The organism is Desulfoferula mesophila (genome assembly GCF_037076455.1).
GTDB lineage: Bacteria > Desulfobacterota > Desulfarculia > Desulfarculales > Desulfarculaceae > Desulfoferula > Desulfoferula mesophila.
Map to the genome: position 1 here is coordinate 562,211 of NZ_AP028679.1, position 19,379 is coordinate 581,589.

The 19,379-nt window shown below is 62.9% G+C and carries 18 protein-coding genes; 7 read left to right on the forward strand and 11 right to left on the reverse strand.

Annotated features, from left to right (window positions below; all coding sequences use genetic code 11):
* Positions 1 to 13: 13 nt before the first annotated feature.
* The 5 genes from AACH32_RS02605 to AACH32_RS02625 all read left to right on the forward strand — a co-directional run bounded on the left by AACH32_RS02605 (position 14) and on the right by AACH32_RS02625 (position 4,531).
* Positions 14 to 454, forward strand: a complete 441-nt coding sequence (locus AACH32_RS02605; protein ID WP_338605151.1) for a hydrogenase iron-sulfur subunit — start codon at positions 14 to 16, stop codon at positions 452 to 454.
* Positions 454 to 1,425, forward strand: coding sequence for a 4Fe-4S ferredoxin (locus AACH32_RS02610; protein ID WP_338605153.1), 972 nt, complete (start codon positions 454 to 456; stop codon positions 1,423 to 1,425). Before AACH32_RS02605 ends, AACH32_RS02610 begins: the two co-directional genes overlap by 1 nt.
* A gap of 12 nt (positions 1,426 to 1,437) precedes the next feature.
* Positions 1,438 to 2,466 carry a 4Fe-4S dicluster domain-containing protein gene (locus tag AACH32_RS02615; protein ID WP_338605155.1) on the forward strand — a complete coding sequence of 343 codons (1,029 nt, stop codon included), beginning with the start codon at positions 1,438 to 1,440 and terminating at the stop codon, positions 2,464 to 2,466.
* 29 nt (positions 2,467 to 2,495) lie between these two features.
* Complete coding sequence (locus AACH32_RS02620; protein WP_338605156.1) at positions 2,496 to 3,335, forward strand: FAD/NAD(P)-binding protein; 840 nt, start codon at positions 2,496 to 2,498, stop codon at positions 3,333 to 3,335.
* A 65-nt stretch (positions 3,336 to 3,400) separates the two neighbouring features.
* Positions 3,401 to 4,531 carry a cysteine desulfurase family protein gene (locus tag AACH32_RS02625; RefSeq protein WP_338605158.1) on the forward strand — a complete coding sequence of 377 codons (1,131 nt, stop codon included), beginning with the start codon at positions 3,401 to 3,403 and terminating at the stop codon, positions 4,529 to 4,531.
* 98 nt (positions 4,532 to 4,629) lie between these two features.
* On the opposite strand, the gene AACH32_RS02630 is transcribed toward AACH32_RS02625, so the two are convergent.
* Positions 4,630 to 4,935, reverse strand: a complete 306-nt coding sequence (locus AACH32_RS02630; protein ID WP_338605160.1) for a hypothetical protein — start codon at positions 4,933 to 4,935, stop codon at positions 4,630 to 4,632.
* A 349-nt stretch (positions 4,936 to 5,284) separates the two neighbouring features.
* On the opposite strand from AACH32_RS02630, the gene AACH32_RS02635 reads away from it, so the two are divergent.
* Positions 5,285 to 6,607 carry an alkyl/aryl-sulfatase gene (locus AACH32_RS02635; protein WP_338605162.1) on the forward strand — a complete coding sequence of 441 codons (1,323 nt, stop codon included), beginning with the start codon at positions 5,285 to 5,287 and terminating at the stop codon, positions 6,605 to 6,607.
* Between the two features lie 174 nt (positions 6,608 to 6,781).
* Here AACH32_RS02635 and AACH32_RS02640 read toward each other — a convergent pair whose 3' ends face one another.
* The 8 genes from AACH32_RS02640 to AACH32_RS02675 all read right to left on the reverse strand — a co-directional run bounded on the left by AACH32_RS02640 (position 6,782) and on the right by AACH32_RS02675 (position 16,454).
* Complete coding sequence (locus AACH32_RS02640) at positions 6,782 to 7,348, reverse strand: hypothetical protein (protein WP_338605164.1); 567 nt, start codon at positions 7,346 to 7,348, stop codon at positions 6,782 to 6,784.
* A gap of 52 nt (positions 7,349 to 7,400) precedes the next feature.
* Positions 7,401 to 8,915, reverse strand: a complete 1,515-nt coding sequence (locus tag AACH32_RS02645; RefSeq protein ID WP_338605166.1) for a DUF1254 domain-containing protein — start codon at positions 8,913 to 8,915, stop codon at positions 7,401 to 7,403.
* A 118-nt stretch (positions 8,916 to 9,033) separates the two neighbouring features.
* Positions 9,034 to 11,529 carry an arylsulfatase gene (locus AACH32_RS02650; protein ID WP_350341555.1) on the reverse strand — a complete coding sequence of 832 codons (2,496 nt, stop codon included), beginning with the start codon at positions 11,527 to 11,529 and terminating at the stop codon, positions 9,034 to 9,036.
* Between the two features lie 222 nt (positions 11,530 to 11,751).
* Positions 11,752 to 12,255, reverse strand: a complete 504-nt coding sequence (locus tag AACH32_RS02655) for a hypothetical protein (protein WP_338605169.1) — start codon at positions 12,253 to 12,255, stop codon at positions 11,752 to 11,754.
* A 19-nt stretch (positions 12,256 to 12,274) separates the two neighbouring features.
* Positions 12,275 to 13,060 carry a DUF2092 domain-containing protein gene (locus AACH32_RS02660; RefSeq protein ID WP_338605171.1) on the reverse strand — a complete coding sequence of 262 codons (786 nt, stop codon included), beginning with the start codon at positions 13,058 to 13,060 and terminating at the stop codon, positions 12,275 to 12,277.
* A 39-nt stretch (positions 13,061 to 13,099) separates the two neighbouring features.
* Complete coding sequence (locus AACH32_RS02665) at positions 13,100 to 13,900, reverse strand: hypothetical protein (RefSeq protein ID WP_338605173.1); 801 nt, start codon at positions 13,898 to 13,900, stop codon at positions 13,100 to 13,102.
* 41 nt (positions 13,901 to 13,941) lie between these two features.
* Complete coding sequence (locus AACH32_RS02670; RefSeq protein ID WP_338605175.1) at positions 13,942 to 14,310, reverse strand: putative quinol monooxygenase; 369 nt, start codon at positions 14,308 to 14,310, stop codon at positions 13,942 to 13,944.
* Between the two features lie 173 nt (positions 14,311 to 14,483).
* Positions 14,484 to 16,454 carry a sigma 54-interacting transcriptional regulator gene (locus AACH32_RS02675; protein WP_338605176.1) on the reverse strand — a complete coding sequence of 657 codons (1,971 nt, stop codon included), beginning with the start codon at positions 16,452 to 16,454 and terminating at the stop codon, positions 14,484 to 14,486.
* A 518-nt stretch (positions 16,455 to 16,972) separates the two neighbouring features.
* Here AACH32_RS02675 and AACH32_RS02680 point away from each other — a divergent pair.
* Positions 16,973 to 17,110 carry a hypothetical protein gene (locus AACH32_RS02680; protein WP_338605177.1) on the forward strand — a complete coding sequence of 46 codons (138 nt, stop codon included), beginning with the start codon at positions 16,973 to 16,975 and terminating at the stop codon, positions 17,108 to 17,110.
* A 66-nt stretch (positions 17,111 to 17,176) separates the two neighbouring features.
* Here AACH32_RS02680 and AACH32_RS02685 read toward each other — a convergent pair whose 3' ends face one another.
* Positions 17,177 to 18,001 (reverse strand): OmpA family protein, encoded by an 825-nt coding sequence (locus AACH32_RS02685; RefSeq protein WP_338605178.1) that lies wholly within the window; start codon positions 17,999 to 18,001, stop codon positions 17,177 to 17,179.
* A 285-nt stretch (positions 18,002 to 18,286) separates the two neighbouring features.
* Positions 18,287 to 19,174, reverse strand: a complete 888-nt coding sequence (locus tag AACH32_RS02690; RefSeq protein ID WP_338605179.1) for an NAD-dependent epimerase/dehydratase family protein — start codon at positions 19,172 to 19,174, stop codon at positions 18,287 to 18,289.
* Between the last annotated feature and the right edge of the window lie 205 nt (positions 19,175 to 19,379).

A 19,379-nucleotide genomic window follows, 5' to 3' on the forward strand; every position in this document is an offset into this window, starting at 1 on the left:
GAGCGGTAATACGATGAGTCCCAACGAAAGCTTCGAGCCGCGCATCGCGGCCTTCTTCTGCAACTGGTGCACCTATGGCGGCGCCGACCTGGCCGGGGTGAGCCGCCTGCAATATCCTCCCAACATCCGCGCCATCCGCATCCCCTGCACCGGCCGCCTCAGCCCCAGCTTCGTGCTGCAGGCCTTTCGCCAAGGGGCCGACGGCGTGTGGATCAGCGGCTGCCACCCCGGCGACTGCCATTACATCGAGGGCAACCTCTATGCCCGCCGCCGTTTCACCGTGCTCAAGAACCTGCTGGAGTACGTGGGCCTGGAGCCCGGCCGCCTGCACTTCTCCTGGATCTCGTCGGCCGAGGCCACCAAGTTCCAGCAAACGGTCATCGAGGTGACCGAGGCGGTCAAGGCCCTGGGGCCCAACCAATTCCTGCGCAAAGACATAGGCATAGTGGCCTGATGGACAACAAAGACATTGCCCAAGCCATCCGCGAGGCGGCCTCCCGCCTCCTGGCCGAGGGGGCGGTCGATTGCGTGATCGGCTACGAGGCAGGGACCCTGCCCATGCGCGAGCGCCCCTTTTTCGCCTACACCCCGGAGGAGGCCCAGCGCCTCACCTGGACCGGCTTCTGCTGTAACAACCTGGCCAATTTCCTGGTGCGCCGGCCCCAGGGCGAGGCGGGCAAGGTGGCCGTGGTGGCCCAGGGCTGCGTCAGCCGCAGCATCGTGGGGCTCATCAAGGAGCACCAGATCACCCGCGAGCAGGTGCACGTCATCGGGGTGGCCAGCCCCGGCATGCTGGACCGGGACAAGGTGCAGGCCCTGGTGGGCCCGGAAAAGGTGATCACCGCGGTGAGCGAGGAGGGCGAGGACCTCTTGGTGGAGGGCCCCGGCTGGCAGGAGCGCCTGCCGCGCAAAAAGGTGATGCGCGACAACTGCTACACCTGCGTGCAGCGCAACCCGGTGATCCACGACGACATGATCGGCGAGGAAAGCGAGCCCACCCACGGCGGGCAAATCGACAAGGTGGCCGCGCCCTGGGAAAAGCTCGACACCGCCGGGCGTCTGGCCGCCTTTGCCGAAAACTACCAGGACTGTATCCGCTGCTACGCCTGCCGCGATGCCTGCCCGTTGTGCTATTGCCACGTGTGCTTCGTGGACGAGTCCCAGCCCCAGTGGTGCGGCAAAACCCAGGACGGCTCCGACGTGCTCACCTATCATCTGCTCCGGGCCTTTCACTGCGCCGGCCGCTGTACTGATTGCGGGGCCTGTGAGAGCGCCTGCCCCCAGGGCATCAAGGTGCGCCGCCTGACCAGCAAGATAGAAAAGGACGTGCGCGAGCTCTACGGCTACGCCCCAGGCCTGGATGAAAAGTCAGTGCCTCCGCTCAGCGCCCACAAGCCGGACGACCCTCAGGGGTTTATCAAGTAAAAGGAGCCAGCCATGTCCGACAAGATACTCAACAAGGACCAGGCCGCCTCCTTTTTGGCCGAGTTGGGCCGGGAACGCGACCTCTTCGCCCCGGCCGTGAGCCAGGGCAAGGTGGTCTGGGCCCCCCTGGAGCCCGGCCAAGAGCCGCTCTGGCGGTTCAGCAACACCGCCCTGAGCCCCAAGGAGTTTTTCTTCCCCCAGACCGAGTGCCTGATGCGCTTCAAGAACCGCCAAGACGGCGAGGAGGGCATGATCATGCACCCGGAGCCCGAGCTGGCCCGGGAGCGGGCGCTGGTCAACATGCGCCCCTGCGACGCCAAGGCCTTTGGCGTGCTGGATCTGATCTTCTGCCAGGACCAGATGACCGACGATCCCTATTGGCGCGACAAGCGCGAGAAGTCGCTGATCGTGGCCCTGGCCTGCAACGATCCCTGTCCCACCTGCTTTTGCACCTCCATGAACTGCGGGCCCCACGCCGAAGCCGGGGCCGACGTGCTCCTGGTGGATCTGGGCGAGAGGCTGCTGGCCAAGGGGGTGAGCGACAAGGGCCGGGAGGCCATCGCCGCCCTGCCCGAGGCGGACGAGGCAGACCTGGCCGCCGCGGAGGGGGCCAAGCAAAAGGCCGAGGCGGCCATCACCACCCAGGTGGCCATGGATAACATCGGGGGGCGCGAGGTGATGGAGCTCTACGAGGCCAAGCACTGGGACCGGGTGCATGAGTCCTGCCTCAACTGCGGCACCTGCACCTTTTTCTGCCCCACCTGCCACTGCTTCGACATCCAGGACGAGACCCAGGGTGAGCAGGGCCGCCGGGTGCGCAACTGGGACTATTGCATGAGTTGGCTGTTTACCCAGCACGGCAGCGGGCACAACCCGCGCGGCGCCAAGAAGGACCGGGTGCGCCAGCGCTTCATGCACAAGTTCTCCTACATCCCACTCAAGCGCGGCGGCGAGATCGGCTGCGTGGGTTGCGGCCGCTGCGTGCAGCAGTGCCCGGTGAACATCGACGTGCGCGAAGTCGTGCGCGATATGAACGCTTGAGGCCGTCCCGGCGAAAGAAAGGCTCGACCATGCCTAATCCATACGTCCCTTATCCGGTCAAGATCAGCGAAAGCTTGGTGGAGACCGAGGACAAGCAACTCAAATCCTTTTGGCTGGATTTTCTGGACCCGGACCATGCCCAGGCCTTTGACTACACCCCCGGCCAGTTCGCCGAACTGAGCGTCTCGGGCTACGGCGAAATCCCCATCGGCATCGCCTCCAGCCCCACCGAGGGCGACACCCTGCTGTTCACGGTGAACAAGGTGGGGGTGGTTAGCAACCGGCTCCACCAGATGGCCCAGGGTGACATCATGGGAGTGCGCGGCCCCCTGGGCAACAGCTACCCCCTGGAGGAGATGCGGGGCAAGAACATCGTCATCGTGGCCGGCGGCTTCGCGGTGACCACCTTGCGGGCCACGGTGACCTGGCTGTTGGACCCGGCCCATCGCGGCGACTACGGCGACATCGACTTCATCTACGGCGCGCGCACCCCCGGCCTACTGCTCTACGAGCCGCAGTGGCGTGATTGGCAGCAGCGCGACGACATCAACTGCCACGTAACCATCGACCGCGAGGCACAGGGCTGGGACGGCATGGTGGGCTTCGTGCCCTCGGTGTGCGAGCAGGTGGCCCCCTCGCCGGACAACGCGGTGGCCCTCATCTGCGGCCCGCCGGTGATGATCCGCTTCACCCAGCCGGTGTTCGACAAGCTGGGCTGGCAGTCCGAGCAGATCGTGATGAGCCTGGAGAACCGCATGAAGTGCGGCATCGGCATCTGCGGACGCTGCAACGTAGGGCCCGAGTACGTGTGCAAGGACGGCCCGGTGTTCACCAAGGCCCAACTGGAGCGCCTGCCGGCCGAGTACTAGGCCGCCCGGCGCCGGAGCGGAGTGGTGTGTGCTAACCTGGGGCCAAACCCCCGCGGGAGAGAGCCATGCGCCCCTTGTACTTTGACTACAACGCCACCACTCCCATACTGCCCCGGGTCTACGAGGCCATGCGGCCCTACCTGACCGAGCATTTCGGCAACCCCGGCTCGGGCCATCTCTGGGGGCTCAAGGCCAAGCGGGGGGCGGAGCTGGCCAGGGAGCAGGTGGCCGGGCTGATCAACTGCGCGCCCGGCGAGGTGTATTTCACCTCCTGCGCCACCGAGAGCGACAACTGGGCTCTGTTGGGCCTGGGCCTGGCCCGCCCCGGAGCTCATGTGGTCATCAGCGCCATCGAGCACCCGGCCATCGTGGAATGCGCCGCCTACCTGGAACGCTGCGGCGCGCGGGTGAGCCGGGTGGGGGTGGACGAGCAGGGCCTGGTGGACCCGGCGGCGGTACGGGCGGCCTGCGCCTCGGGGGCGGACCTCATCTCCGTCATGCTGGCCAACAACGAGACCGGGGCCCTGCAGCCGGTGGCCGAGATCGCGGCCTGGGCCCGCAAGCAGGGCATTCCGGTGCACAGCGACGCGGCCCAGGCGGTGGGCAAGGTGCCGGTGGACGTGGCGGCCCTGGGGGTGGACCTGTTGACCATCGCCGGGCACAAGCTCTACGCGCCCAAGGGGGTGGGAGCCCTCTACGTGCGCCAGGGCCTGGAGCTTGCGCCCCTGCTCTGGGGCGGGGGCCAGGAGAGGGGCCGGCGCTCGGGCACGGAAAACGTGCCCTACATGGTGGCCCTGGGCGAGGCCTGCGCCCTGGCGGCCGAGGACCTGCCCGGCGAGATGGCCCGCCAGCGCGAGTTGGGGCGCGTCTTCCTGGAGGGGTTGGGCGCCCTGGACGTGGATTGGCGGCTGTATTCGGAGCGGGCCCCCCGCCTGCCGGGCACCGCGGCCGTGGGCTTCAAGGGCCTGAACGCCGGGGACATCATCTCCGGCCTGGTGGTCCTGGACGTGGGGGTGAGCGCCGGGGCGGCCTGCCACGGCGACACCACCGTCGTGTCCCACGTGCTGGCGGCCATGGGAGTGCCCCTGGAATATGCCCAGGGCACCATCCGCTTTTCCTGGGGGCGGCCCACCAGCCAAGACGACGTCCGGGAACTGGTGCGCCGCCTGGGTCAGGCGCTGGGGGCCCTGGCCTAAGCCGCCTCGGCCGCGTCCTTACACCGGCAGCCACGGCCCAAGCGACCCGCTTCATCCCCGCCGATTGGGCAGTCGATCGGGCCCGCTTCAAACGGGCGTCACGCCCACTTCTTGCCCAGCGCTTCCAAACCTGCCTTTTGCAGATCCGCGGGAGACATGATGACCCTGAATTTGCAATCCGCCTCGAATTGGAGAAAGAACGGCTCCGCGAAAAAGGGCACGTCGGAGGAGGATTGCAGGTTGACGACGAAAATGGCGCCGCGCTTGCCGTTCTGCTCGGTGAAGTAGGCGGTCTCGGGCTTGATGGTTTCCAGGATGCTCCCCAGGACAGCGCCGATCTTGCCTTCCCTGACCAGGGAATTGAAAGGCTCGGGGGGGAATTCGACCGTTAGCAGCATTTTCATGTTCAGCCTCCTTGCGGGCGGCCAAGCGCCGCCCATATCCGATTAATTATCTCGGTATTTCAAGTATGCTCCTTGGAAAACTCCCTCGGCAACCGGCAGCCCGAGGCGCGTAAGGCTCCCTGATGGTGGCGGCGGAGTTGCGGGCCGGACTCCCGTATTGCCCCCATGCGTTTGCGTGGGGCGGCCCCTCGGGGCGGTGCAAAAGTATTGCGGGGTTAAGCCGGACGGCTGGGCGTCGATATTGTTTGGTGGAAGGAGTGGGAAACTCGACTACAATTGGGCCAAAAATTTCCGGCCCCGCACCCACTCCCGGCGACTTCGGTCCCGGCATGCCCGACAGGAGTACAACATGCCCTCGAGCCCCAAGGCCTTCTCGCCCCTGGAGGCGATGAAAGAACACGCCAAGATCATGTTCGCTAAAGACGTTCTCGAAGTGACCGAGGGGGTCCATGTCGCGGTGGGCTACGCGCCCTCAAACTCCGCCATGCTAATCGGCGACGACGGCGTGATCATCATCGACACCGGCCAGAGCACCGGATCGGCCCAGGACATCCTGGCCGAGTTCCGCAAGGTCACGGACAAGCCCATCAAGGCGATCATTTACACCCACGGCCACCGCGATCACGTGAGCGGAGCCAAGGTGTTCGTGGACGAGGGCTCCAACCCCGAGATTTACGCCCGCGACAACCTGGACAACCCGTTGGACGACGCCAATCTGGAGCGCGTGGGTCCCTACAAAATTTTGCAGAAGCGCACGGTGCGGCAATACGGAATCGGGGTGCTGGAGCCCCACAGCGAAAAGGTCAGCATGGGCTTGGGCCCGGCAACGTTCAACGCCCAAGGGCTGGGCCAGGGATTCATCCCGCCCACCCAGACCTTTAGCGGCGAAAAAATGGGGCTGAGCGCGGTGGGGATCGAGCTTGAGCTGTACAAGGCCCCCGGCGAGACCGATGACCAACTCTTCGTTTGGTATCCCGCCAAAAAGGCCTTGTTCTGCGGCGATAATTTTTATCAGGCTTTCCCCAACCTCTACGCCATCCGGGGCACGGTCTACCGCGATTTCAACCTGTGGGCCGACAGCTTGGATCAAATGACGCGTTTTCCCATCGAACACTTGGTGCCCGGGCATACCCGCCCCCTGTCCGGCCCCCAAGCGCTGGAGGCCCTGGCCGACTACCGCGACGCCATCCGCCTGGTCATCGCCAAGACCGCCGAGGGCATGAACCTGGGCCTGACCCCGGACGAACTGGTCGATTACGTGAAGCTGCCGGAGGAGTTGGCCGGCAAGTACTATTTGCAGGAATTTCTGGGGACCGTGCCCTGGTCGGTGCGCGCCTATTTCGCCGGAACCCTGGGCTGGTTCGACGGAAACCCCACCAACCTTTTCCCCTGCTCCCCGCGCCAACGGGCCGAGCGCACGGCTCAGCTGGCCGGCGGCGAGGAGGCCCTTTTCGCCCAATTGCAAAAGGCGTCCGCTGGCGGCGAGCACCAGTGGGCCTTGGAACTGGCGGACATGATAATCGCCCTGGGGGTGCGCGAGAGGCCGGCCAAGGAGATAAAGGCCGCCGCCTTGATCGCCCTGGCGGATCGGCAGACCAGCGCCATCGCACGCAATTATTACCTGGCCTATGCCAAGGAGCTAAAGGCGCAAACCGCCGAGGGAACAACCTAGGCAACGCCTGCCGGAGCGCCCGCGCCTTGCCGGGCTGGCCCAGGTTTGCCGGGCGGGCAAAAGATTTACGAGGCCTGAAAAGCTTGAGCGGTGGAGGGTCCGGGACAGCCCCGGACCCTCCACCGCTCGCTATCTATACTGCTCGGCCTAGGGGACCGAGCCCGTGGCGCTTGTTTACGGCTTGGTCACGTTGATGGCCATGGCCTGGGTGTAGCGCACCACCACGTCGTCGCCCTTTTTCACCTTGTCGAAGTTCTTGGCCTGGGGCGGGATCTTCAGGGTGTGCACGTTGCCCTGGGGGCCCTTGAGCGATACGGTGCGCGCCTTGTAATCGATGGCCACCACCTGGGCCCGGATCTCCATCACGTCGGCCACCATGCCGCCGGGCATGGCGCCCTTGGGAGCCAGCTTCACCACCTGGGCGCCACCGGCGGCCGGGCCGCCCTCGGGCTTGGTCACGAACAGGGCCAGGGACTCGACGAAGTCGGCCACCACGATATCGCCCACCTTGACCTGCTCCAGGTTGCGGGCGTTCTTGGCGTTGAGCATCACGGTCCGGCCGCCCTCGCCCTTGATGGTCACGGTGCGGGCCTTCATGTCCAGGGCGGTCACGGTGCCCTTGAGCTGCAGCGTGTCAACGGCCACCACTCCGCCCAAAACGCCGTCGCCGGCGGCAAAAGCCATGGGCGCCGCGCTCAGCACAAGCAACGCGGACAAAAGTACCAAAAGCAATTTTTTCATGACGTTCTCCTCTAACTTATCGTTGTTCACGGTTATCAGGCTTGTCGCCGGATTAGGGTAGCGGCTCGATGGCAGCCGGCTTCCAGGTTTGGTTGAACCAGGGCTCCAGCGGCCCGTACAGCCGCAGGATCATGAACCAGCCCTTGCCGGGTATGGTCTGCACCCAGTTGTTGGCCTTGCCCTGGGGAGGCTTGGGACCAAAGTAGACGTCGACCGAGCCGTCCTGGTTGATCATGAGGTTCTTGTTCTGGCTGCTGACGCTGGGGAAACGCTGGTCGGTCTGGATCATGGAACGCGTCTGGTTGTCATAGACGATGACCGACCAGAAGTCCTTGACCGGCACGTTGGGCGGCAGGTGCAGCTTGTAGTTCTTGGCGCCGTCGAAGGGGTTGCCCTTGGCGTCCTGGGCGCACCAGGGATACTGCGAGCCCTTGCCCACCATTTTCTCGGCCATGGCCGGCGTCACGCCGGTGGCGATGTAGTAGAAGAATATGGCCCCGTCCAGGTTGGCCACGCCGGGGGCCGCCTCGAACTTGTAGCCCCCGAAGAAGGGCAGGCGCCAGGGGCTGTTGGGATAGAAGAAGGCGTTTTTGTCGCGAATCCGGAAGGCGATGGCCCTGGCGGTCACGCTGCCGATCTTGGCGGCGTCGGTCAGGATCTTTTTCATGCGCCCGTCGGGGTTGAAGGGCTTGCCCTTCTCGATTCCGATGGAGGCGAACAGGCCCAGGGTGGTGGGGTCGCTGCCCGCGCTGGGCTCCTCCTGAATGACCTGGTTGAGCATGCCCCAGAAGGCGTAGTCGCTGGGCGGCACGAAGTTGGCGGGAATGCCGGAGGCATTGACGAACTTCATCTTGGGCGGATTGTCCTTGTCGGCCAGCTGATAGATCTTCAGGTGTTTCTTGACCGCCTCGACGCCGGGCTTGGTGGAGCCCTTGACCAAGAAGGAGCGGAAGGGCATCCAGGAGCCGTAGGTGCTGGGGCGCACCACGAAGTAGCCCTGGGGTATCTCGCCCTGGTAGCCCGGAGGCAGGATCAGGTACTTGCCGCCCTTGCCGTGGTCCGGGCCGGTAATGCCCACGTCGGCGACCCATTTGTACCAAAAGTCGTCGATGAGCCCCAGGACCATGGGCGGGATCTCTACCACCAGCGGGCCCTTCTTGGTGTCGAGCCAGATGAAGCTGTAGATGGTGTTGTCGTTGGCGGTAAGCTCCACAGTCTTGGAGTCCACCAGGTCTTCCCAGATCACGTCGGTCTGGTTCACCGGGCCGAATTTGCTGAGCGTGTCGCGCATGCCCACCTGGTTGACGATGGGAATGGCCAGCAGGTAGGCCTGTAGCGCGCGGGAGGCGTCCAGGTTGTCGTAGACCTTCTGGGTGGTGGCGTCGTCGGGGTAGCCGTAGTGCAGATTCAGGGCGCCGATGGAAGTCTCGACCTTGTCCGGCACCATGACCCCCGGCGCGATGGGGGTGGTCATTTTCATCTGGGGCGCATCGGCCCAGGCCGGCAGGGCCAGGCCGAGGCAGAGCGCCAGCGTAAGGGCCAGCTTTCCAAAGATTGCTTTGGGCACGGTCTCAAGTCCTTTCGTTTCGTCTCGTCGGGTCTGGGCAAAGGCCTAAGGTTGGGACCGGTCACCATCGATGATGATGACCGGTCCTAGCGTTACTTTTGGTTAAATCGTTGTCGCTCTAGCCCGGCCCAGGCTGCACCCGGCGCAGGGGAGTTCCGTCCAGCGCCTCGGCCATGCTCTTTTCCAGCTTTTTGATATCCTCGGGAGTAAGCTGAGGCCTATCAACCTTTATGGTGAGCTTGTCGAGCTTGGCGGTCAAGGTGAATGGCGGCTTGTAGTCGGCGTCGTTGACCCCGGTCAGGGTGTCGGAGCCGATGTCGAAGCTTTCATCCCACTGCAGGATCATGGGCATGGTGCGCTTCATGGTGATGCTCTGCACCGCCTTGCCGTCCACCTTGAGTGTGCCCACGCCGCTGCGGCCCAGGCCGCTCATGTTGTTGAAGGCCAGCGTACCCAAGCCCAGGCCGTCGTACTTGAAGTCGAACTCCAGGGTGTGCTTGCCCGGGGTCAGTGCTTCCGGGCCTTCCCACTTGATGCGCTTGAGGTCCACCAGGTTCCACAGGAACACCGGCTTGCCCTTGAGCAGGTAGAAGCCGTAGCCGCCGAAGCGACCGCCGGAGGTAAGGATCATGCCCTCGCCGCCGCCCTCGGGCACCGTCACCTCCGCGGTGATGGTGTAGGAGCTGTCCAGCAGGAAAGGCGAGTCGCCCTGGGGCAGGCCCACCATGGGCGTGGTGTAGACGAACTCGGTGCGGCCGGCGGTGATGTTGGGCCGCGGGGCCACGACGCGGGCGGCCACCGAGGCGTCCATCGGGAACACCTGGTACTTCTTGGCCTCGGCCACGAACTTGGCGCGCAGCTCCTTGACCTTGTCCGGGTGTTGGGCCGCGATGTCGTGGGCCTGGCTGAAGTCCTTGGTCAGGTCGTATAGCTGGAACACCTGGTTGTTCAAGGGGTCGGGGTTGGCCGCCCCAAAGGCCTGCCAGGGGGCGCGGTTCACCTTGGTGCTGAGCAGCCAGCCCTGGTCGTACAGGGCCCATTGGCCCATCATCTCGAAGTACTGGGTCTTGTGGCGCGAGGGGGCCTTGGCGTTCTTGGCGTCGAAGGTATACAGGAAGCTGGTGCCCTCGATGGGCTTCTGCTTGATGCCGTCCACCACCTCGGGCGCCGAGATGCCGGTGGCCTCCAGGATGGTGGGCACCACGTCGATCACGTGGATGAACTGCTGGCGCAGGGCCCCCTTGTCCTTGATGTGCGCCGGCCAGGACACCACCATGTTCTGGTTGATGCCGCCCAGGCGCGAAGCGTTCTGCTTGAACCAGTCGAAGGGCGTGTCAAAGGCCCAGGACCAGCCGGCCGACATGTGGTTGTAGGTATGCTCGGTGCCCCAGACGTCGTACCACTTCATCTGCACGTCCACGGGGATCTCGTTGATGCCGTTGAAGAAGGCCACCTCGTTGGGGGTGCCCAAGGGGCCGCCCTCGGCGCTGGTGCCGTTGTCGCCGTTGATGTAGATGATCAGGGTGTCGTCCAGCCGGCCCAGGTCCTCGAAGGCCTTGATGACGCGGCCGATCTCGTGGTCGCTGTAGGCGGCGTAGGCGGCGAACACCTCAACCTGGCGGATGAAGAGCTTCTTGGCCTCGGGGCTCAGCTCGTCCCAGGGCTTGAGCACCTCGTTGGGCCAGGGGGTCAGCTTGGCGTCCTTGTCGATCACGCCCAGGCGCTTCTGGTTTTCGTAGATGCGCTCGCGCAGCTTGTTGTAGCCGTCGTCGAACAGGTGCATGGCGTGGATCTTGTCCACCCACTCCTTGGTGGGGTGGTGCGGAGCGTGGGTGGCCCCAGGCGCGTACTTGATGAAGATGGGCTTGCTGGGGTCGGTCTGGTGCATGCGGTTGATGTAGGCGATGGCGTCGTCGGCCATGCCGGTGATGAGGTTCCAGCCCGGCTTACCCTCGAAGGGATAGATCTGGGTGGTGTTTCGGAACAGGTTGGGCTGCCACTGGTTGGAGTCGCCGCCCACGAAGCCGTAGAAATACTCGAAACCCATGCCGGTGGGCCACTGGTCGAAGGGCCCGACCTGGCTGGCGGCAAAGGCGGGGGTGTTGTGATCCTTGCCGAACCAGGAGGTGCAGTAGCCGTTGTCCAACAGGATGCGGCCGATGGTGGCCTTGTCCTTGCCGATGATGCTGTTATATCCGGGGAAGCCCGTGGACTGTTCGGAGATGACCCCGAAGCCCACCGAGTGGTGGTTGCGCCCGGTGATCAGCGCCGCCCGGGTGGGGGAGCACAGGGCGGTGGAGAACACGCGGTTGTAGCGCAGGCCCGCGTTGGCGATCTTGTCCATGGTCGGGGTGGGGATCACCCCGCCAAAGGTGCTGGGAACCCCGAAGCCCGCGTCGTCGGTGATGATCAGCAGGATGTTGGGCGCCTTTTTGGGCGGCACGATGCGCGGCGCCCACCAGGGCTTGGAAGTGAGCGCGTCATGCTTGATCACCCCGCCGAACTTGGGGGCGGGAGCCGGCAGTTGCTTGCCGCTGATGGTGGTGGTTGCATCCGGCGCTCCGGGGGTGCCGGTGGTCTCCAGGGCCATGGCCGAGGAGCCCACCAATCCCATGGCGATCAGCGCCAGGTAGATAAATGATTTCTTGATGCGGTTCATCTCTCTTCTCCTTGGGGTCATTTTCAAACGCTTTTGGCAAAGGCTTGGACGGGTAGTGCCGATGCGAGTTGATGGCGCGGCTCCGGCCTGCTTGCCTTCCAGGCGCTTGCTCTTTTCACCTTGGGCAGGGTAGGGCGAAAAAGGGCTCGCCTTTTATTTCGTCGGGGCGGGCTCCAATTAGGGCTTCGTGGTCACGTAGACCAAGCTGTTGCCCTGGAACACCGCCCGGTAATAGTTGCCGCCACAGTGGTAGTATTCGATGCCGTTGATCGCTTGCGCGGCGCATCCCGGGGGAAGCGCCGACACCACCGAGCCCAACGGAAGGGTCGCGCCCGCCGGGGGCGGTGGGGGCGTCGGCGCCGCGGCGGGCGCGGGGGCCGGAGCCGCGGCGGGCGCCGCCGCCTGCTGCCTGGCCGCCGCCGCCTGTTGCTCGGCCGCCGCCGCCTGTTGCTGGGCCGTCACGGCCTGCTGTTGGGCCACCGCCGCCCGGTTGTTGGCCGCGGCCACCTCGGCCGAGGCCGCGCCGCCCACTATGACCGCAGTTCTAAAGGCGGTCCGGCGCCGGACGCCGAAGATGGCCTGGGCGTCGGGCACCAGTTGCATGGGTAAAAGCGGTATGTCGGCCAGCAGCATCGCCAGCAGGGCCGCGCTTATCGAAAAAATCTTTATCGTCGCCTTCATGGCCTGCTTCCTTTCGTCCTCAGCGGCCGGCCCCGCCGGTGGTGTTGACGGGCATGAAATCTATCTTCTTGACGCCCTTGGGCGCGCTGAAGCCGAACCGGACCTTCTTCAGGTTCGGCTTGGTGTTCCACCCGATCATGTAGGTGGTGAAGCTCATCAGCGCGGGGGAGCTGGTGTCGGTCACCACATACTTGTAAGGCAGCGGGTCGCCCTTGTCGGCGATCCACACCTGGAAGTCCACTCCCGGGCGGCTGAACAGCAGATGGTCGCAACTGACGCCGTTGATCACCGTCTTGCCGAGGTCCGCGGCCATGGTCACGCCCTGCATCAACAAATTGAAGTTGTTTTGGTAGATCAGGTCTGAGGCGGGGATGGTGATCCCCAGGGTTTGCTGCGCGAAACCCAGCGCGGTCTCGATGGTGCCCGGCAGGGCTTCCACCGCGTAGACCTTGTCGGCGGGGTTGTAGAGGGTCAGCGTCTTACCGTTGTAGGTGAAGACCTGGTCGGTCCGGCGGCTGCCCTTGCGCTCGGCCCGGAGCATGTTGGGCCGCTTGATGATCACGTCCGCCGAAACGTCGATATCGACCTTGTGCCCGGAGGGCAGCAGGTCTTCCATGGTGTTTTGGGTGCGCACGCTAAACGCCTGCAAATGGTTCATGAAATCCGTCAGCTTTTTCAGCTTCTGGATCGCGACGGGATTCATCTGCGCATTGAACGGCGCCGCCTGGGCGTCGATGAACGACACCAACAGCAGCGCCGCCAGCGCGATGATCGTTGCGCCCATAGCCCCCTTCAGTAGCTTCATCCCGATACCTCCTTTCGGGTGTTCACGTAGAGCCCGAGATTAAAAGTAGAAAGTCAGACCCAGCCAAGGTCCCTGAAGGGTGCCGTCAAAGGCAAAGGCATCGGGTCCGGAAGTGTCGTTGTTGTAGTCGGTGTAGTACCACTGGTAGCCGAGCTTGAGAGAAGCCCAGTCCACGAAGAGCCAGTCCACCCCCGCGGCTATCTGCCAGCTGAGATCCGCGCAGTTGCTGATGCCGAAGCCGCCGATATCGCCGCGCGCCCCCAGCCGCCAGGTCCGGGTCAACAGAACCTCGATCCGGGCTCCGATCATGGGGTCGATCCAGGAGTCGCTGTTGCCCACGGTCTTGCCCTGCTCGGCGCCCTGCAGCTCCAACTCTTGGTTGAAATAATTGTAGCGCCCGCCCAGGTAGGGCTGGATGATCACCTGGGGGTGACTTTCTGAACTGCTGCGATAAGCCTCGTAGGCCACGGCCATTTCCACGAAGCTGATCTTGAAGTCCGGCTTGGCGGTCACGTCGCCCAATCCTTGGGTCTGGACCGTCTGGTCGGTGGATATTTTGGAATAGGTGCCGTCGACCATGAAGCCCCAGTCACCGTGCCAGGCCTCGAAACGCCCCGCCAAGGCCACCACCTGGTCGAAGTTGTCCCAGATGTCGCTGAACGAGGCGTCCACGCTGGCGTTCAAAGCTCCGACGGTGATGTCGGAGTTGATGGCGGTAAGCCAGATGTAGGGGGTGAACTGGAAACGCCAGCCCGGCTTTTCGGCCGCGGAGGCAGGCATCACCCCCAGGGGAGTGACAAGCAGCAAAAAGACGATTGCGGTTAGTATTTTCTTGGCCACGTTTTTAGCCCTCTCTTGGGGATGGGTCATTGCCATGGTTGTCAGCTTTCGTCCGCAATTCTGGCCTTCTTGATGACCTCGATTCCGCTGGATTGGGCAATGGTGTCAAAACGTATATCCGGCGGTTCTATGGCCATTTCCAGAACGAGCAAAATGCGGCGGTAATCGTCTGAGCGCAAATGCTGGAGGATGCCCTCGGGGCATTGCCAGAACTCTTCGAGCATGATGGTGCCGGCATCGTCCAGGCAGCGGTATATGCCCGTGCTTAAACAGCGAGTATCCGCCTGAATACGCGCGGCTACGGAGGCAAGGATTTCAATGGCCTCGTTTTGGCTGGCCGGGGGTATGCGCATCCTTATGCAGGAGCGAATCCCCCCCCTTGCACGGGTTTTTTTTGGCGACGCGATCATAAGCACAACACCTCTAAGGCTATTAAACAATAGCCAAAAACATGCCAACCAAGCCCAGGGGCGGTTTTTAGGGAAAAGGTCTTTGCTTACTATGGGTTGTCGTGCTTGGGCACCCGCGGGGCGGCGGAGGGGGTACGGCATTATTGCCTAAGTTTAGTCAATAGTGCCGTCATTTAGGCATCGGCCTGAGGACGCCGGATAGCCAGTTTCTTCATTTTGGATTGCAGGGTGGTTCGCTTGAGCCCGAGTATCTCGGCGGCCCCGCCTTGGCCGGAGATGCGCCAGCCGGTTTGCTCCAGAACGCTGATGATGTGGTTTCGCTCGGTGTCCTGAAGGGTCGGGGCCTCGACGCCAAGCTGATCCTGAAAGCCTGGTGGAAGGTCGATGTTCAGGGTCCGGCCGGCGCAAACGATCATGGCCCGCTCGACCAGGTTGCGGAGCTCCCGCACGTTGCCGGGCCAATTGTGCCGCTGCAACCGTTCCATGCAAGCCTGCGGGATGTTATCGATGCGCTTGCCCATTTTTTCTTCGTACTGTTTGACAAAGGCCCAGACCAGGGCCGGGATGTCCTCGGCGCGCTGTCGCAGGGCCGGCACCTCAACGCTGAATACGTTGAGCCGGTAAAAGAGGTCCTTGCGGAATTTGCCCTCGTTGACCAGCTGCTCCAAATCCTGGTTGGAGGCGGCGATTATCCTGACGTCCACCTGCACCGTTTTGCTCGATCCCAGGCGCTCGAAGCTCCCTTCCTCCAACACCCGCAGCAACTTGGCCTGGATTTCCAGGGGCAGCTCACTGATTTCATCCAGGAAAAGGGTGGTTTCATGGGCGGCCTCGAAGCGGCCGATCATCCGGGTCATGGCCCCGGTGTAGGCGCCCTTTTCCCGGCCGAACAGCTCCGATTCCACCAAGGTGGGGGGCAGGGAGGCGCAGTTGACCACGAACAGGGGCCGGTTTTTGCGCGTGCTGAGCCGATGCACCGCCCGGGCGATGAGCTCCTTGCCCACCCCGGTTTCCCCCCCTATGAGCACGGTGGCGTCCGTGGGCGCCACCAACTCCACCTTGTCCAAGACCGTTTTTATCTCGGGGCTGCGCCCCACGATGTTGCCCCGCGCGTCCCTGCTTTGGATCTCTTTCTGAAGGACCAGGTTTTCCTTCTCCAGCGCCTTCTTAAGAACCTCTATTTCCTGCATGCGCTCGCGCAGTTGCCTTTCGGTTCGCTTGCGCTCGCTTATGTCGATGGACACGCCCAGGACGCGCTCCGGCTCTCCCGCCGAGTTGCGATAGGGCCGGCCGCTGGATGAAATCCACTTTTGGACGCCGTCCGCGGTGGTTATGCGGTAATCGATGAACAGGGGCTCGTTTTTGGTGATGGACGCCTTGATGGCCTGGCGCAGACGGGGGAGGTCGTCAGGGTGCACCGAGGATTCAACCATATCCATGGTGATGTCCGCGCCCATGGGATATTGGAAAATGCTTCTGGCCCGCTCCGTGACCCAGAATGTTTGGTCGGTTATATTGAGTTCCCACAGGCCCGCCTGGGCCGAATCCGCGGCCAAGCTCAGGCGCTCTTCGCTGAGCAGCAAGGCCCGCTCGGAGCGTTTCCGCTCCAGGGCGTTGGTGAATACCTGGGCCAGCAACTTCAGGCGTTGCACCATGTCTTGGGCCCAGGCCCTCTCCCGGCTGAGCATGTTGAAGGATACGGCGCCCAAAAAAGGCCCCTGGCCGGCGCGGAAGGGGAGGACCACCGTGGACTTGACGCCAAAGTGCCTGAAGCTGTCTTGGTCGCGCTGGGCTTCGGAGGGCAGCTCTTCGGTGGAAAAGCAGAGCGTCTCGCCGTTGACCAATTTCCCATAGGTCCAGGGGAATTCTTCGAGGCCGTTGATGCCGTAGGGATGCTCCGGCCCCCAGGGCGGGGTGAAAATATGGGTCAGGGTCAAAAATTGAGGCGAATCCTCGGTCCACTGCCACAAGGCCGAAAACTCCAGGCCGAGACATTCGCAGATACGGCGCTGCGAGTCTTCGATGGCGCTGTCCACCATGCTGGCCGGTAAGTTAACGAAGCGGGCGGAGATGTCGGCCAGCAATATCTCAAAGCGCAAGCGCTCTTCAAGTTCGCCCTGCAGCTTGTTGTCCTCGCGCGTCATGCAAAAATCCCTGGTCAAGGCCCTGGCGAATGTTCAACTCCCCAAGTGGGGGGCCGGAAAAGCGTAGAGCCCTGGAACGTTTTCATCGAAAACCAGGGCTTTGTCGCACCCTGCCGCCGCTATCCGGCAACGCCTTTGCACGCTACGAGATAGTCTATTTTGGGCAGGGGTATGAAAACATTCTATAAATTACAATGGTAATGCTTATCGAATGCTTTGGTCAACCCCGCCGGCATTACAATGGTGTGAAACGGCCGGGGGCGCCCAACGCCCCGGCCTGAAGGCAAATTTGGCCCTGCCGGGGTGAGCGGGCCGCTCCCGGACGCTTTGTTTGGCCAAACACGGTCTCGCTCCTGCGGGCCCTGCCGGCGGCGGCCAAATATATATTGACTGGAGGGATTTAGTTATCTACAAATGATTACTGATAAAGATGGTCCGCCGGCGCCGACTTCCACCTGGGAGAGGGCGCGATCCTCAATCGCTCTCGTGAGTAGGTGATTATGAAAGAGGCAATCGCAATGACGTTGGCGGTCCTGTTCTTGTTCGCCTACCTGGCCCAGGCCTCCGGCGGCAAAAACCAGGGAGACATAGGTCAAGGCGACCCCGATCCCAGCCGCGACCCCATGCCCATCGACTGGCCGGGGATCGACTGGTAGTCTGCCCCCCCCAGCCTTGACGGCCCGCCGGCCCCTCAGGTACACCAGGCGCCGGCGGGCAAACACCTACATCTTGCGCAACTCCACTCGGCGGTTCAGGGCCTGGCCCGCCGCGGTGGCGTTGTCGGCCACCGGCTTTTGCTCACCCCAGCCCTTGGCCTGCAAACGCGAAGCGGCGACTCCCTTGGCGGTAAGGGCCGCGACCACCGCCTGGGCCCGCGCCTCGGACAGCTTCTGGTTGGCCTGGGGGCTGCCCACGTTGTCGGTGTAGCCTTCCACCGACACCTTTAACTCTGGGTGTTGCTTGAGCATCCCCGCCACCTGGTCGATCAGGGGGTAGGACTCCGGCTTGATGATCGCCTTGGCCGTGTCGAAGTGCACGTCGATGACCATGAAACCCTTTTGGCTCAACTGATCGAATATGGCCTTGGAGCTGATGGACTGCTTCATGGCCTTTTTTTCTACGATGATCAGGGTATAACGGCCCTGGATCGAGTCGACCTTGGCCCATATCTCCTGGCCGTCCTTGATCAGGCGCAGCGTGGTGATGTGGTTGTTGTCGTCATAGAGCACCTCGCCGCCGATCTGGGTGATCGCCGCTTGGTGGTTGCGCACGATTTCCAGGGCGCTGGCCCGGGGCTGGCCCTTTTTGGTCTGATACTCGATGAGGAAGAACTTTCCCTCCACCCGCTCTTTGCCCCGGTTGGGCAGGGTGAAGGTGTAGGCGTCAAAATTGACCTGGCGATACCCCATGATGTAGGTGTCAGGCATGCGGGTGAACAACGGATGGTCCTTGCTGCCCTTGCGGTCGGTTTCGGCCCCCACCAGACCGGGCCATAGCAGCAGCATCAACAACAGGAAACCGAAGAAGCGCACAGCCATTTTTGACATGGTACCCCTCAATTCACCGGTTTTTATATGCGCGGACCGTTTGATCGCCGCGGGCGCTGCCTGGCGTAAGCCTGCCACCTCGCGGCCCTCGAGCGGCGAGGACGGCAGAGTATGGATGTTTTTTCCGTCGGCGTCTAGAGGGAATATGGCATGCCGATGACCCATGAATAGCGGTCCCGCCGTTGGGAAATACGCCGGGGAGCGCCGTCTAGCGGGGCAGGGTTGATCCAACCGGGTCAAGTGATCGCCGAAAAGGCCTTGGGCGTATTGCGCCTGGGAATGCGGCTAAAAATCGAGCCCGTGGGGATAGGTGTCTCGTGGCCGGAACCCCAACAATCTTTTGGCCGGTTTCATGTCGTAAATCTCGGGCTCCTGCTTGCTGAAGGCGTAGACCACGTCAAAGGGCGTGGGCCGGGCATACAGGCTGCACCGAAATAATTCCCTTAAATCGTCGTGGCTTAAAAACAGCGGCCTGCCTTCGGCCGAGGTGGCCATGTTTTCGAACTCCGCCGGCGAGTTGACCGCCCAACCCAGGCGCACAGCCAGGACGGACAAGCCGTAGCGGCGGGAATACAGTTGGCCCATTTCCTCCCCCCACAGCTTGGTGAGGCCATAGTGGCCTAGGGGGGAGCGGTCATTGACCCTGACGCGTTTTTGTTTTTCATGCAAAAAGGCCGCCTGGCAACTGCTCGCCAGGATGATTCGCTTCACGCCAGCCAGCCGGGCGGCTTCCAGGATGTTGTGAAGCCCCAAGACGTTGGATGGCACCAATTGGCTCTCAAAATCGGCGAAATGGGGGGAAGCGGCCAAATGAATTATGCAATCGGCCCCTTGGGCCGCGTGGCTGAGCGTGGTGAAATCCAGCAGGTCCCCTTGAATGAATTCCTCCGGGCCGGCCGCCGGTTCGCGGTCATAGCCTCTCAGGCTGAAACCGCATTGGCTCAGATAAGGGGTTATGGTCCTGCCAATGAAGCCACTGGATCCGGTGACAAGGATTTTGGCAAAGGGAACAACGGAGCTTTGGGCAAAATGACGCTGGTGGCGAAATCTATAATAGCTTTCCAACATTTCCCGGGATAACAGTGGCTTGATAAAATTTTTTATGTGCCTGATTATATCTTCCACTTGATGGTCTCCCATGGCGAAAATTGTCCTGCCCTCCCTCAACCGCATTGGTTGGGAGCAACAATCATAAGGACGTCAACTTCTTTGCATCTGGCTTGGTAAGATGATAGCGCCGTAAAGATTTGTTGATAAGGGATTTTCTACGCGGCAACCAGTTGGGGCCTACGGGCATGACCGCGGGTTTTGGCCTGCCGCGCCTTCAGGTCCGCGACAACTCGAAAGAGCTTTGGCCCAAAAAATGGTACATTGGACG

What these genes read in the sequence shown, in the direction of transcription:
- AACH32_RS02605 (WP_338605151.1), top strand. Translation starts at nt 14, where the DNA reads ATGAGTCCCAACGAAAGCTTCGAGCCGCGCATCGCGGCCTTCTTCTGC.
- AACH32_RS02610 (WP_338605153.1), top strand. Translation starts at nt 454, where the DNA reads ATGGACAACAAAGACATTGCCCAAGCCATCCGCGAGGCGGCCTCCCGC.
- AACH32_RS02615 (WP_338605155.1), top strand. Translation starts at nt 1,438, where the DNA reads ATGTCCGACAAGATACTCAACAAGGACCAGGCCGCCTCCTTTTTGGCC.
- AACH32_RS02620 (WP_338605156.1), top strand. Translation starts at nt 2,496, where the DNA reads ATGCCTAATCCATACGTCCCTTATCCGGTCAAGATCAGCGAAAGCTTG.
- AACH32_RS02625 (WP_338605158.1), top strand. Translation starts at nt 3,401, where the DNA reads ATGCGCCCCTTGTACTTTGACTACAACGCCACCACTCCCATACTGCCC.
- AACH32_RS02630 (WP_338605160.1), bottom strand. Translation starts at nt 4,935, where the DNA reads ATGAAAATGCTGCTAACGGTCGAATTCCCCCCCGAGCCTTTCAATTCC.
- AACH32_RS02635 (WP_338605162.1), top strand. Translation starts at nt 5,285, where the DNA reads ATGCCCTCGAGCCCCAAGGCCTTCTCGCCCCTGGAGGCGATGAAAGAA.
- AACH32_RS02640 (WP_338605164.1), bottom strand. Translation starts at nt 7,348, where the DNA reads ATGAAAAAATTGCTTTTGGTACTTTTGTCCGCGTTGCTTGTGCTGAGC.
- AACH32_RS02650 (WP_350341555.1), bottom strand. Translation starts at nt 11,529, where the DNA reads ATGGGATTGGTGGGCTCCTCGGCCATGGCCCTGGAGACCACCGGCACC.
- AACH32_RS02655 (WP_338605169.1), bottom strand. Translation starts at nt 12,255, where the DNA reads ATGAAGGCGACGATAAAGATTTTTTCGATAAGCGCGGCCCTGCTGGCG.
- AACH32_RS02660 (WP_338605171.1), bottom strand. Translation starts at nt 13,060, where the DNA reads ATGAAGCTACTGAAGGGGGCTATGGGCGCAACGATCATCGCGCTGGCG.
- AACH32_RS02670 (WP_338605175.1), bottom strand. Translation starts at nt 14,310, where the DNA reads ATGATCGCGTCGCCAAAAAAAACCCGTGCAAGGGGGGGGATTCGCTCC.
- AACH32_RS02675 (WP_338605176.1), bottom strand. Translation starts at nt 16,454, where the DNA reads ATGACGCGCGAGGACAACAAGCTGCAGGGCGAACTTGAAGAGCGCTTG.
- AACH32_RS02680 (WP_338605177.1), top strand. Translation starts at nt 16,973, where the DNA reads ATGACGTTGGCGGTCCTGTTCTTGTTCGCCTACCTGGCCCAGGCCTCC.
- AACH32_RS02685 (WP_338605178.1), bottom strand. Translation starts at nt 18,001, where the DNA reads ATGTCAAAAATGGCTGTGCGCTTCTTCGGTTTCCTGTTGTTGATGCTG.
- AACH32_RS02690 (WP_338605179.1), bottom strand. Translation starts at nt 19,174, where the DNA reads ATGCGGTTGAGGGAGGGCAGGACAATTTTCGCCATGGGAGACCATCAA.